This window comes from Paraburkholderia sp. BGA-UO-ETr-F21 (assembly GCF_059567925.1).
On record NZ_JCAQOY010000037.1, the window covers coordinates 956610 to 970440 of the forward strand.

The 13831-nt window shown below is 64.4% G+C and carries 10 protein-coding genes; 5 read left to right on the top strand and 5 right to left on the bottom strand.

The genetic code is table 11. The features are described 5' to 3' along the window. Positions 1-25 precede the first annotated feature (25 nt). Complete coding sequence (locus tag AC57B1_RS27970; protein WP_496419283.1) at positions 26-1372, top strand: MFS transporter; 1347 nt, start codon at positions 26-28, stop codon at positions 1370-1372. A gap of 79 nt (positions 1373-1451) precedes the next feature. Here AC57B1_RS27970 and AC57B1_RS27975 read toward each other — a convergent pair whose 3' ends face one another. From AC57B1_RS27975 to AC57B1_RS27985, 3 genes are all read right to left on the bottom strand, one after another. Continuing rightward, entirely contained in the window at positions 1452-3008 is a 1557-nt protein-coding gene (locus AC57B1_RS27975; RefSeq protein ID WP_496419284.1) for a PepSY-associated TM helix domain-containing protein, read from the bottom strand. A 74-nt stretch (positions 3009-3082) separates the two neighbouring features. After that, a complete protein-coding gene (locus AC57B1_RS27980; RefSeq protein WP_496419285.1) occupies positions 3083-5497 on the bottom strand; it encodes a TonB-dependent receptor in 2415 nt (804 codons plus the stop codon). 82 nt (positions 5498-5579) lie between these two features. Further along, on the bottom strand, positions 5580-5981 hold the full coding sequence (locus tag AC57B1_RS27985; RefSeq protein ID WP_408342631.1) for a DUF2946 domain-containing protein: 402 nt from the start codon (positions 5979-5981) through the stop codon (positions 5580-5582). Between the two features lie 207 nt (positions 5982-6188). Here AC57B1_RS27985 and AC57B1_RS27990 point away from each other — a divergent pair, with 207 nt between their 5' ends. After that, positions 6189-8333 (top strand): tetratricopeptide repeat protein, encoded by a 2145-nt coding sequence (locus AC57B1_RS27990; protein WP_496419286.1) that lies wholly within the window; start codon positions 6189-6191, stop codon positions 8331-8333. Here AC57B1_RS27990 and AC57B1_RS27995 read toward each other — a convergent pair. Further along, a complete protein-coding gene (locus AC57B1_RS27995; protein WP_496419287.1) occupies positions 8326-9282 on the bottom strand; it encodes a LysR family transcriptional regulator in 957 nt (318 codons plus the stop codon). The two genes, AC57B1_RS27990 and AC57B1_RS27995, sit on opposite strands and share 8 nt — an antisense overlap. Positions 9283-9386: 104 nt before the next feature. On the opposite strand from AC57B1_RS27995, the gene AC57B1_RS28000 reads away from it, so the two are divergent. Genes AC57B1_RS28000 through AC57B1_RS28010 form a run of 3 tightly spaced genes read left to right on the top strand, consistent with a single transcriptional unit; the run spans position 9387 to position 13029 of the window. Further along, positions 9387-10502, top strand: coding sequence for an aryl-sulfate sulfotransferase (locus AC57B1_RS28000; RefSeq protein WP_496419288.1), 1116 nt, complete (start codon positions 9387-9389; stop codon positions 10500-10502). 38 nt (positions 10503-10540) lie between these two features. Continuing rightward, positions 10541-11869, top strand: coding sequence for a uracil-xanthine permease family protein (locus tag AC57B1_RS28005; protein WP_496419289.1), 1329 nt, complete (start codon positions 10541-10543; stop codon positions 11867-11869). A 53-nt stretch (positions 11870-11922) separates the two neighbouring features. Beyond that, positions 11923-13029, top strand: coding sequence for a porin (locus AC57B1_RS28010; RefSeq protein ID WP_496419290.1), 1107 nt, complete (start codon positions 11923-11925; stop codon positions 13027-13029). An 11-nt stretch (positions 13030-13040) separates the two neighbouring features. Here the strand turns inward: AC57B1_RS28010 and AC57B1_RS28015 are convergent, their stop codons facing one another. After that, positions 13041-13829: a 1,6-dihydroxycyclohexa-2,4-diene-1-carboxylate dehydrogenase gene (locus tag AC57B1_RS28015; protein WP_496419291.1), complete on the bottom strand. Its 789-nt coding sequence runs from the start codon at positions 13827-13829 to the stop codon at positions 13041-13043. Positions 13830-13831: the final 2 nt, after the last annotated feature.

The window sequence follows — 13831 nt, forward strand, 5'->3', positions numbered from 1 at the left end:
CCAGACACTCATATCGGAGGAGTCAATGGAAGCAACCCAACACGAAGTCAGGGCGGCGCAGCGCGCCGCGTCTCGCGGCATTTCCCGCGCGCAGTGGAAGATGATCCTCATCGCGAGTCTCGGCGGCTCGCTGGAGTTCTACGATTTCATCGTCTACGGATTTTTCGCGCATTACATCGCCGCACAGTTTTTTCCCAACGCGTCGTCGGTGATCAGTTTGCTGTTCTCGTTTTCCGTTCTTGCGATCGGCTATGTGATCCGTCCGCTCGGCGGCATCGTCCTGAGCAGCTGGGGCGATCGCTATGGGCGCCGGCCGGTGTTCCTCGTCTCCATCGTCGTCGTGACGGCGGCCACGATTGGTCTGGGGCTGCTGCCCAACTATCAGAGCTGGGGTGTCACGGCGTCGATCCTGCTCATCGTGCTGCGCATGCTCCAAGGCTTTTGCGTGGGCGGCGAGATGCCCGGCGCCATCACGTATGCCGTGGAGGCCGCGCCCGAGCGCGCCGGTCTGGCTGCGGGGATCATCATCTGCGCGGTCAACGTGGGTGTGTTGCTGGCGACGTTGGTGAACCTCGCCGTGCAGACGTTTCTCTCCAGCGCCGACGCCGCCGCATACGGCTGGCGCATCGCGTTTCTGTTCGGCGGCGCGTGCGGGATCGTGTCGTACTGGATGCGGCGCAATCTCGACGAGTCGCCCGAATTCGAGCAGATGCAAGGCGCCGTCGCGAAGCAGCCATTTCGTGAGACGCTGCGCAATCACAGCAGAGCCGTGCTCGCCGGCGTCATGTCGATTGCGGTGATGGCCGGCGTGAATGGCATTCTGTATGGGCACATGCCGGCGTTTCTGGTTCAGCAACTGCACTATGCGCCGCGCACGGCGGCCATCGCGCAGAACGCGTACCTCGTCGTCAGTTCGTTCGGGCTGCTGTTCGCGGGCTGGCTCGGCGACAGAGTTCCGCGCCGGCATCTGCTGCGCCTGTCCGCGCTGTTGCTGATCGTGCTGAGCTATCCGTTCTATGTCGCGCTCAGCACTCATACGGTCGACCCCGTCGTGCTTTTCGTGCTGGCAGCGCTGGTGTTTTCGCTGGCAAGCGGTACGTGGGCGTCGGTCCTCGCCGATCACTTTCCGGTGCAGATCCGTTTCAGCGGTATTGCGCTGTCGTATAACGTTGCGGTGGTGATGTTCAGCGGATTTGCACCGTTGCTCGCGACAGTTCTGATCCGCGAGACCGGGTCGCTTGCGGCGCCCGCGTATTACGTGATCGGCGCCTCGGTGGTCACGTTGCTGGCGTCAGAGCGGCTGCAACAACACCGCAGGCACGATTGCGACGCCGCACAGCGCGGGCACGATGTCGGGACTGTGCAACGGTAATGCCCTCGACCGGAAGTTCGGCTCGCTGTGCAGTTGGCGGTCGGCGCGGACTCGCCAGTGATGTAACACGGGCGCTGGCTCATTTTCCCGCCCGCTCTGTCTGGCCGGGGGGGACGTGTCGCGCAGCACGGCCGAATATCGCGCGATCCGCGAGCCACACGGCGAACAGCGTGGCGCCCATCAACGGGAAGACGACGCCGAGCAGAACGAGCCCGGTTTTCCAGCCGCGCATGGGCGGTGCGGCCCGTTCGCGCGAGGGCGCGCCGAGCGAGCGTTGCGGCCGGCGCTTCCACCACATCACGCACCCGGTAACGGCCATCGCCGCCAGGCCGAGAGAAATAACGGCGCACAGCAGTTGATTGGCGAGGCCGAAATAGCGGCCCATATGCAGCGATGTGCCGTACGAGACCGCCTTGGACACCGCGCCGTAGTCGCTATAGCGAATGTCCTTCAGGATCGCACCGCTGTATTGGTCGATGTACAGCGTGCGCTCGTCTTTCGGGTCGCCTGGAAAGTATGAGATGGTGTAGACGCCTGTCACGGCGGCCGGCAGCACGATGTTGTAGCCCTCCGTCAAACCGAGCGATGCGGCAAGCGCGATCACGCGTCCAAGCGGCAGGGGATGGGCCAGGCGAGGATCGGCGGGGACGGAATTGGGCACCGGCGTGTTGCCGACGGCCCAGGGTGTGAGCGGCAGAGGCAGGTCGTCCATCACCATGCCGGGCATCGAGTCCATGTCGGCTGCAGCTCCGTGGTGGCCCGTGTGGCCGGTATGCTCGGCATGTTCGTCATGTGCCGCGTTCTGCGTACGCGTATCCGCTTGGGCGGCTTGCAGGCCGACCGCGCCGGGCAGTGTCGAATGCAACGCCAGACCACCCCAGGAACCCGGCGGCGCGCCGAGATTCGCCGCGCTCGCGAGCGCCTTGAATTGCTTGCCCCACGAACCCGTCCAGGGCAGCCCCGTCAACACGAACGCCAGTGCGCCGAGCGCGAGCCAGATGCCCATCACGGCGTGAACGTTCTTCCACAGCGCGCGCCCTTTCAAAGCGAAACGCGGCAACAGCGCTTGGCGAGCCGTGGTTTTCTCACGCGGCCACCATAGTGCGATGCCGGTGCCGATCATCACGAGCGTCCAGCAGGCGGCGAGTTCCATGAGCAGTTCACCGGGTTTGCCGAGCAGCAGCTTGCGGTGAAGCATCCGGTCCACTTGCATGAAGCGCTGTTCGACGCTCAACGTGCCCAGCACCACGCCGGTGTAGGGGTTCACATAGACACTCTGTTTATCGCCGTCCGCGAGACGGAAGACGAATTCCGCGCTGCGCCGCGGGTCGCTCGCGACGACGGCGCTCACCGCGGTCGCGCTCGGCGGCATGGCCGAACGCGCGTTGGCAAGCAGCGCTTCCGGGGGTAGCCTGGGCACGGCCTGCGGTGCGACGACCAGACGCTCCGGATAAAGCAACGGTTCGATTTGTGGCTGGAAGCAATACAGCGTGCCGGTGATCGCGAGCACGACCAGAAACGGCATCACGAAGAGGCCTGCATAAAAGTGCCAGCGCCAGAGCGTGCGGTAGCCCGGGTTGGCCGCGCCGGCCGCCGGCGTGACACGTGGCCGCTCGGTGGTGATGGTGGTGGACATGAAATCCTCCTGGAGCAAAAAATGAATCGATCGGTTCGAACCGCACACCTGGGCGTGCGGCGGGTCCAGCGCGCTCACATGCGCAGCTTCGCTTCCACGTAGAAGGTGCGGCCGGGATACGGGTGATAGACGAAGTAGCGGGCGTCGAACAGGTTGTCGACGCCGATGCCGACTTCACTCAGCTTCGTCGGCTTGTAGGTGAATTTCGCATCGGCCACCGTGTACGAACTGGTGCCGCCGAACACGTCCGGATTCGTGTCGGTATTGGTGAGCGTGTTGTACTGACGCCCCGAATAGCGCGCGGCAAGTGTGAATGCCGCACGTTCGTCGAAGTGATACGTCGCGGCGAGATCCACGCGCCACAACGGAATCCGGTAGAAGTACTTGCCGACCGTGGCGGGGTTCTGCGCGTTGGCGAGAATCTTCGACTGCGTGTAGGCCACGCTCGCCAGCAGGTCGAGGCCGTGCATCAGCACGTCCTCACCCGAATAGCTCGTTTCCACGCCACGTGAACGGACCTTGCCGATGTTCTGGAAGTTGGTGACGTTGGGAATCACGGTCGTATCGGTCTGGCTGAAGATCGTGTTCTTCACGTCGTCCTGAAACAGCGAGAGGCGGAACACGCCGTTCCAGTGCGCCCATTCGGCGGTCAGTTCTTTCGAGAGAGCGTCTTCGGGCTGCAGATTCGGATTGTTATTGACGATCGTGGAGCCGTTGATTTTTCCCTGGAACAGTTCGCTCACTGTCGGGAAGCGATAAGCGCGGCCAATGGACGCACGCAAGGTCAGGTCGTCGGTGACGTCGAACGACAAGGAGGCTTTCGGCGAAAAGTGATGCTGGCTCACGTCGCTGTAGGCGAGCGTAGTGCCGGCTAGCGACTGCGACCCGCCATAGGCCTGCCAGTCTTCGTAACGCACGCCGTAGACGAGCTTCCAGCGCGGCAGGAAGCGCCATGCGTCCTGCACGTAGAGCGCCTGGGTTTGGGTCTTGCCGGCGAACGCATTGGCGAACGACGTAGCCGCGCCGTCGCGCCAGTTCAACGTGTTGTAGCTTTCGTTGTCGAGAAAGTAGTTGTCGTAGTGGTAGCCGAAGCTCAGCGCGTGATTCGCGAGCCCCGCCTGATTCGTCGCGGGCGTATAGGTGCTGCGCAGATCGAGCGTTTTCCAGCCGGTGCCGTCGCCGAAGATCACGGTGCCGGGACCGTTGCCCGGCTCGCCGGAATTCGCGGTGCGCGCCACGCTGTTGCCGATGTCGTAGTACGAAGCGATTGCCTCACCATTCCAGCCGGTGGCATTGCGCGTTTTCAGCGACACGCCGTACAGCCAGTTCTCGCTATGGCCGAGACTCGGAGCGAGTGCGGACGCGGGAATCGTGTATTCATAGCCGTCGATCGCAACTTTGCCGCTGTAGACCGGATTGCCGTTCGCATCGCGCAGAAAGGTCGATGTCTGGCTGTTATAGGTCTGATGCCAGTAGCCGAGCGTGAAGCCGCCTTGCAGCGTCGGCGTGAAGTCGTACTGCATCTTCAGCTTGAACTGGTCCTGCACCGTGTGTTCGATGCCTTCGCCATTCACGCCGAGCACCGCTGTCGGCGTATTGGTCTGGTTGTTGTAGAAGTACGCGCCGGTGACGGGCGTGTCGCCGGCTTTGGCGGGCGTGCTGGATTTCGCCAGCGTGGCGAATTGCAGCGGCTGGCTGGTGTTTTCCAGGTGATTCACACCCAGCAGATACGAGAACTTGCCGACGCGGTCGCCGATCGTCGCGCTTGCTTCGCTGCCGTTGAAATTCTGATTCACGCCGAACAGGCTGAAGTGCTGGGTGAAGCCTTTGACGTCGGCGGTCGCTTCGAACTGTTTCGGCATGCGTGTGCTGATCAGCACGGTCGCGCCGAGTGAGTTGCCCGGATAGAGCGCGGAAAACGGCCCGTAGATCACGTCGACCTGCTGGATCTCGTCGGGAAACACCATCGACCAGCGCGGTGGAAACGAATAGCTGCTGCCGAGCAGATTGCTGAGCAGCAAACCGTCCGCGTAGACGAGACCGCGCGCGCTTTGCGTGTTGCTGGTGCCGCGCACGGCGATGATCGAATTCAGATCGCCGATAAAACGCTTGCGCACGGCGAGGTTCGGCATGTACTTCAGCACGTCTTCCGTATTGACGACGTTCCAGTTGCCGAACTGCTCGGGGGTGACCGTTTCGACCGAGGCCGGCAGGTTGGGATCGACGGCGCGCGGCGCGGCGAGCGCATTCGCACTGACGCTGACCACAGGCAGCGTGGTTCCGGCGCTCGCGCTTTGCGCATGAGCAGACGAGGCGAGCAGAGCTGGCACGACCGCTGGAACGATAGCGGGCAAACAGGCTGGGAACAGCGACTGGGGCAGCAATTGAAGCGAGAAGCCAGGCAAAAAGCCACGCGAAAAGCGCGGTGGAATGCCGCGCGCGCCGCGGCGGGCGCAAGAGGGCAGCCTTCGCAGGACGAAGTTGAACATGAACGTTTCCTTGATGCATGGAACAGGCGATCGCGCGCCCCCTCGACGGGTGCGGCAAATGCGCGATCAGGACTGACAGCGATCAGGAAACGACGGGCGGAGCTCTGGGACGGCCGGACGGAAATGCGCCGAGCGGCGTGAAGCGGGTGGAGAGGCTCGGCGGCGCGGTGCCGGCAAGCGCGAGCGCGGGCGGCGGCGCGACGACGGCGACCGCCGGCATGGCGACATGGTGTTGGAGCAGATGACAGTAGCCGCACGCGCCGAACGCGTCGTCATGGCTCAAATGGACCGGCGCCGGAGCGGCCTGGGTCGCCGCGCTCGCCATGCTGAAATCGCGTGGCTGGAGCGTTGAACAGAGCGCGGCGATGGGTTCGTGCGCGCGGCTGGACACCAGCATCTGACTCACGAGCGGCGCGAACACGACGAGGCACATGGCGAACAGGCCAAGCCAGGCAGTCATGCGGTTGCGGGAGCGTAGAGTCATGATGATGGGCGTAAAGACGCGGGCGATTCTAACATCGCCGCGCCCGCTTTTATCGCGTGATCCAGGTGTGATCCTGGATATAGCGAGGGATTAAAAGCCCGAAAGCCGTTCATTTCGCCGCGTTACAGGTGTGCCGATTCCCTTAAGCTGCGTGGTACATCTCCCGCTTTTCCGGCCGGATCGCCGCCGATCCCGGTGACACGACTCATGACCGACACGCAGTTCGCTTCCCCGCTCGACGACCTCAACCGGCAGGCCGTCGCGCTGTTCTCGGCCGCACGATTCGCCGAAGCCTTGTCGATGGTGACGCCGCTGCTCGAAGCCGATGCCGTGCCGGACGACGCGCGGGCCGACGCATTGAACATCGCCGGCGCGTGTTCGTTTGCGTTGCAGCGCCCCGTGGATGCGGAAAACCAGTGGCGCCGCTGTCTGCGCATCAAACCCGGTTATGCCGAGGTGTACGGCACACTCGGCATGCTGCTCAAGTCGCAAGGCCGTTTGTCCGCGGCCAAGGCGATATACCGCCGACTGGTCGCGCTGCGGCCAGGCCATGCCGACGCCCACAATCATCTCGGCGCGGTGCTCCATGGTCTCGGCTACAGGGAAGAGGCGGAGGCATCCTATCGCGATGCGCTGGCGCTTCGTCCCGACTACGCCGAAGCGCACTATAACCGCGGCATGGTGTCGCACGAACTGGGCCGCCTTCACGAAGCGGAAGCGGCGTTTCGCCACGCGCTGCCTGGGTTGCCGGATCACGCCGAACTCCACAACAACCTGGGGAACGTGCTGATGGAACTGGGCCGTCTCGCCGAAGCGGACGACGCCTACCGCGAAGCGCTGAGAATCCGGCCGCACTATCCGGAAGCGCTCAACAACCTCGGCGGCGTACTGAGGGCCACGTTCCGTCTCGCGGAAGCCGAACTGGCTTTTCGCCTTGCACTTGCCATTCGTGCGGATTATGCGCAAGCCCACCTGAATCTCGGCACGGTGCTCGCTGATCTCGAGCGCTTGCCCGAAGCCGCGGCCGCTTACCGCGAAGCCATCGCGCAACGCCCCGACTACGCCGAAGCACACTACAACCTCGGCGCGGCGTTGGCGAAGCAGGAGCAACTGTTCGAGGCCGAAACGGCTTATCGCGAGGCGATTCGGCTGCGGCCCGATCTCGCTCATGCGCACAACAACCTGGGTTGCGTGCTTCGCCGGCTCGATCGTCTGCCGGCGGCTGTCGAGGCATTCGAGCGAGCGCTCAGCGTGGGTCCGCAGCTGGCGGAAGCGCACTACAACCTCGGCGCGGCGTTGGCCCAGCTCACGCGACTGCCCGAGGCCGAAAACGCGTATCGCCGCGCGCTCGCTATACGTGCCGATTACGGCGATGCGCGGTTCGGCCTGGCTGTCCTGCTGCTCGGCATGGGCCGCTTCGAAGAGGGATGGCGTCTGTACGAGAGCCGCTACGCGCAGCCGGCCTTCGTTCATCACGCGAGTGCCTCGATGCTGGGCTGCCCGCAGTGGCAAGGCGGCCCGCTCGCGGGCAAGTCCTTGCTGGTGTGGCAGGAAGACGGCCTTGGCGACATGATCCAGTTCAGCCGCTATTTCGCTTTGCTGAAAGCACAGGGCGCCTCGCACATCGCCTTTGCCTGCGCGCCGGCGCTGCACCGGCTGATGGCCTGCGTCGATGGTGTGGATGCGGTGTTCGATCACGACACCGCACGCGCGCGAGCGAACGCTTACGATTGCTGGACCAGTCTGCTGAGTGCGCCGCTGCATCTGCGCACGAGCGTGGCTACCATTCCGCGCGCCGTGCGTCTTACGGTCGAGCCGTCGCTGGTCGAACGGTGGCGGTCGATGCTGGATGCGCTGCCGCCCGGCCGCAGGATCGGCCTGGTGTGGAAGGGCAATCCGAACCATCATAACGACGCGAATCGGTCGATCCCGTCGCTCGCCATGCTGGCGCCGCTCTGGAGCGTGCCCGGCGTGAGTTTCGTGAGTCTGCAAAAAGGCCGGGGCGAAGACGAGGCGAAGAATCCTCCCGCCGGTCAGCCGCTCCTCGACCTCGGGTCGCTCGTAACCGATTTCGCCGACAGCGCCGCGATCATCGCGCAACTCGATCTGTTGATCGGCGTGGACACCTCCACCGTGCATCTGGCCGCGTCGCTCGGTAAACCGTGCTGGGTGATGTTGCCGGAAAAGGATATCGACTGGCGCTGGATGCACGAGCGCAGCGATTCCCCGTGGTATCCGCACACGCTGCGCCTGTTCCGGCGCGCGCCGGGCGAGGACTGGTCGATGCCGGTCGAGCGCGTGCGTCAGGCGTGCGCGGAACGATTCGCTACCGTGGGCCGCGCGCTCACGTGACGCGCGCACCACGCTTGCGAGCCGGTTGCGTTGCCGTGTGAAAGCGGTCCTCGATCGTCTCGATGGCCTGGCCGAGAAACTGCAGGAACATGCTCATCGCGACCGTGGTGGTCAGATCCGAGCGCTGATACAGGCAGCTGGACGATTGTGCGCCCGCATCGGCGAGAGGTGTCCACGCCAGCTTACGTTGCGCGACATCTTCGGCGACGTTCTCCGCGATCAGAAAACCGATGCCGACGCCGTCCGCCACGAGCCGGCGCACCATGGATACCGAGCTGGTTTCCACTAGCGGACGCGCCTTGCGCCGTTCGCGGTGATCGATCTGATCCACCATCGCGCGCAACTCAGTGTCCGGCGTCATCAGGATGAGCGGGTAGTCGAGGCACTCGCGCAGGCGTGGGCGTTTCTGCAGTTTCGTGAGCGGATGCCCCGGTGGCGTGACGAGACCGAGATGTTGCGTGAACGCGCGCACTTCCACCACACCGGGCGGCGGTTTGCGGCGCAGGCCGTAGCCGATGTCCGCTTCGCCGGTTTCCACCCACTTCAGGATGCTTTCGCCGTTGCCCGAACGCACGCCATAGGTCACGCCCGGATAGCGCTTCATCGCGGCCTGGATCGCATCTGGCACCAGTTGTTCGGCCGACGAGGGCGACACCGCGAGATTCACATGCCCGCGACGCAGCGAGCGCAGATCTTCGACTTGCGTCATGGCGTTGTCGAAATCGCGCTGGCCGCGCCGCACTGCGGCAATGATGATCTCCCCCGCCGTGGTGAGCTGCATGCCGCGCGGCAAGCGGTCGAAGAGCGGCGAGCCGACCTGTTCCTCCAGATTCAGAATCTGCTGGTGCACTGCGGCAGCGGTCAGGTGCAGCGCTTCGGCCGCCTTGCGGATTGAACCTCGCCTGACCACCTCGTCGAAACAGCGGAATGTCTGTGATATTGGACGCATGCATGTACCGTATAGTTTTCTCGTACGGCCTGTAAAGAACAATCAGATTTTCCTGACGGCTCGAATAGCCTAGATTTTGCTCCATCATCTTAACGGAGCGAAACGTGACTACCACAGTCGATCAAATCACCCAGCGACGCCGCGGCGTCGGTCTCATCGCTCACGACCCGGAACTGTCGGCGGGCGGCTATGCGCTGATCGCGCCGCAAACGGCGGGCGGGCGCGTATATCTCATCGACATCGGCGGCGAGGTCGTGCATGAATGGCGAATGCCGGTGCGCCCCGGCCGACATGCGGTGATTCTCCCGAACGGCAATCTCGGCTACAACGGCAGCCATGCGGATTCGGAAGACCGCTACGCACCGTGGTCGATGTGGCATGGCGGCGATTTCTATGAAGTCACGCCACAAGGCGACGTGGTCTGGCGCTACCAGGACCCCGCACATCACCACGACGCGCAGTGGCTGCCGAACGGCAATCTGCTGTATGCCGCGTGCGCGCCGGTGCCGGCAGGTTTTGCGGAGCGCGTGCCTGGCGGCACGGCGCATGGACCCGAAGAGGTGATGTACGGCGACGTGATCCGCGAAGTAAATCGCGCCGGTGAACTGGTGTGGGAGTGGAAGGCCTGGGAGCACCTGAATCCCAAGGACTTTCCGATTGCGCCGGGCTTCGGCCGCTATCACTGGCCGCTCGTGAACGGGCTCGGCGTGAACGCCAGGGGCGAAGTGCTGATGAGTTTGCGCACCACGTCGGGCATTATCGCCGTGGATCGCGAGACTGGCGGCGTAACGACGCATATCCCGCCGAGCGTGGTCTCGCATCAGCACGCCCCGGTGGCGCTCGCCAACGGCAACATTCTCACCTTCGACAACGGTAACTTCCGCACCGGCGCGCACGTGGCGTTCTCACGCGTGCTGGAGATCGATCCGTCGAGCCGCGAAGTGGTGTGGTCGTATGCCGACGACATGGTGAACATGTTCTACAGCGCGTTCATGGGCAACGCTCAACGCCTCGCGAACGGCAACACGCATATCACCGAGTCGGCCACCGGGCGTCTGTTCGAAGTGACGCCGGCAGGCGAAGTGGTGTGGGAATACGTGATTCCGTGGTTCGGCGAGTATCCGGACGAAGCGGCGCGTAAAACCGGTCCGGGCCAGTTGAACAGCGTGTTCCAGACTTTCCGCTACAGCCGCGAGCAATTGCCGTGGCTGCGCGCATGACTGCCGCGCTTCATTGCGCTTCGAACTCCGAGGGTAACGTGAATCCAGAACCCGCCATTCATAGCGTCGACGCGCGCTTGCCCGCGTGGCAACTCGTGCTGTTCGGCCTGCAGCATGTGCTGTCCATGGCCGCCTCGCCGGTCACTGCGGTTTTTCTCGTGTCGCGCATGGTGTCGCTGCCGTCGGACATGACGGTGCATCTGATCGGCGCGACCTTTTTCGTATGCGGCGTGGGCACGCTGCTGCAGTCGCTCGGCGCCGGGCCGATCGGTGCGCGGCTGCCCTTCGTGATGGTGCCGGGCGGCGCGCCCGCCATGCTGTTCGCCGTTATCGCGACGCAAACGGATTTGCGTACGGCGGCAGGCGCCGCGATTCTCACCAGTCTGTTCTATTGGATCGTGCTACCGGTATTCGCGCGCTGCCTGCGGTTTTTTCCACGCGTGGTGGTGGGCACGATGCTATTGCTCGTGTCGGTGAGCCTCATCAAGATCTACGCCGGCATCGTTGTCGGACAGCCGGGTACGCCGGCTTTCGCGCGGCCTCAGTCGCTCGGCCTTGCGCTGGTCACGATCGTGGCCACGCTCGCGGTGGCGCGTCTGTTCAAGGGCACCGTGGGCAGGCTCGCGGTGCTGCTGGGCCTCGCCGTCGGCACATTCGCAGGCTGGGCGACGGGGCAGATGGCCGCGGGCGGACTCTGGAGCGGCCCGCTCGTCACGCTGCCGACGCTGCTGCCATTCGGCATGCCGCGTTTCGACGTGCTGGCCGCGCTGCCCATGCTGATCTTCAGCGTGATCTCGATGGCCGAGGCGACGGGGCAGACGGTAGCCGTCGGCGAAATCACGGGCAGGAAGATCGACATGCGGCGCGACGTGCCGCGCACGATTCGCGGCGATGCGCTCGCGTCATTGATCGGCTCGCTGCTGGGCACGTCGCTCATCATCACCAGCGCGGAGAACATCGGCGTCGTGCAGACCACGGGCGTGCGCTCGCGCTACGTCACCGCAACGGCGGGCGGCATGCTGATGCTGATCGCCCTGTTCGCGCCGCTCGGGCGTTTCGCTTACGCGATTCCGGCGCCGGTGGTCGGGGGCACCGCGCTGATTGTCTTCGCGATGATCGGTGTGATGGGCATCAATCTGCTCGGCAAGGTCGACCTGCATGAGCGAGGCAATCAGTACACGCTGGCGGCGGCGCTCGTCGTGGGGCTGATACCGGTGCTGGTGCCGAACGTCTACGCGTCGTTCCCCGGACCGTTGCAGATCGTGCTGGGCAACGGCATGGCGGCGGGCACGCTCACGGCCATCGTTGTCAATCTGGTGTTCGGCGCGTGGCGCCTCGCACCGGCGGAGAACATCCAGACCACCTGATGTCGGGCTTCCGGGCCCGCGCAGTTTTCCTTCCAACGCTTCACCCACACGCCATGAAAAACAAAATCGCTTTCCACGCGACGCTCGTCGCGGGCTCGCTCGCGCTCGTCGTTTCCTCGACGGCCTACGCGCAGAGCAGTGTCACGCTGTACGGCAGTCTCGATGCAGGTCTGGGTTACGTGAGCAATCTGCACGGCTCGCCGGCTTATATCGCGGAGCAGGGCACCTTGCAGGCCGACCGCTTCGGCTTTCAGGGCGTCGAGGATATCGGCGCGGGCCGCTCGGTGGTGTTCAGGCTCGAAAGCGGTTTCGTCACGACGACGGGCGCGTCCGCGAGCAGCAGCACGTTCTTCAACCGCCAGGCGTACGTGGGCCTGGCCGATCCGATGTTCGGCACAGTGACCCTCGGCCGCCAGACAGACTGGAATTTCGACTGGCTCGGGTCGCTCTCGACAGGGCAGGTGCTCGGCGACTTCTCCGCGTTTCACCCCGGCAATCTGGATGGACTCGGCAGCACCTTGCCCGTGCAGTTGTCGAGCACGGTGAAATGGAAGAGCGCGAGCTATCGCGGCCTGACGCTCGGCGCGCTGTATGGATTTCCGGGCGCGACGGCCAGCAATACCAACGGACGAACTATCAGCTTCGGCGCTAACTATAGCAATGGTCCGCTCAAGCTGGTGGCCGTGTATTCCGAGTATCGCGACCGCTTGCTGCCGCTCTCGAACGGACTCGGCCTGACCTCGTTCGAAGGGCAGACGCTTACGCCCGGCGCAACCTTCAACGCGAAACAGGTGCGTGACATGGGCATTGGCGGGTCGTACCGTTTCGAGCGGGTGACGCTGCACGCGCTCGCCACCGATGTGCGGATCGCCTCGAACGGCGGCAGTGAACACTTTCGGAGCATCGACGGCGGCGCCAATCTGCGTTTGACGCCCGCCGAGGAAGTCGCGGCCGGCGCATGGACCGCGACGCTCGATGGGCGTCGCTGGACGCAGTTCACGCTGGCCAACGTGTATTCGCTGTCGAAAACCACGCAGCTCTACGCGGATCTGATGTTCGAGACCGCAAGCGGCGGCTCGGTGGCCAATACGCTCGGCATTGGCGCCGCTTCAGGCGGACGGCAGACGGTGTTCCTCAGCGGGATCCATCACCTGTTCTGAGCCAGCCCGTATCAACCGAGGTCGCCGCCGCCCACGGGCAACACGGTGCCGGTGATATACGACGCCTCGTCCGAGGCGAGAAACAGAATCGCGCCGACCTGTTCGTCGATCGTGCCGTAACGGTGCATCAAACTCGACGCGATGGTCTGATCGACAATGCCCTGATACCAGCGCGCCTCCTGCTCGCTCTGCGGCGCCGTATTGCGCGGCACCTTGCGCGGCGGTGCCTCGGTGCCGCCGGTGGCGACGGCGTTCACGCGGATGCCGTCGTCCGCATGTTCAAACGCGAGACTGGCGGTCAACGCGTTCACGCCACCCTTTGATGCCGCATACGGCACGCGGTAGATACTGCGCGTGGCGATCGACGACACGTTCACGATCGCCCCGCGCCGCTGCGCGATCATGGCGGGCAGCACCGCGCGGCAACTCCACAAGGTAGGGAAGAGCGAGCGGCGCACTTCGGCTTCGATCTGCGCTTCGTCATACTCTTCGTATGGTTTGGCCCAGATCGTGCCGCCCACGTTGTTGACCAGTACGTCGATCTTGCCGAAGGCGTCGAGCGCCGCTCGCATCAGCTTGCACGCATCGGCGTAAGTCTCCAGATCCGCGATCACGGCGAGCGTGGGACTGCCGAGGGCGGCGATCTCCGCCTCCACCTCGTGCACGAGTTCCGCGCGGTCGGCGAGCACGACGATAGCGCCTTCGGCGGCGGCGCGCAGCGCCACGCCCCGGCCGATGCCTTGCGCCGCGCCGGTGACGATCACGACTTTTTCATTGAAGCGTTGGTTGGACGAAGTCATGG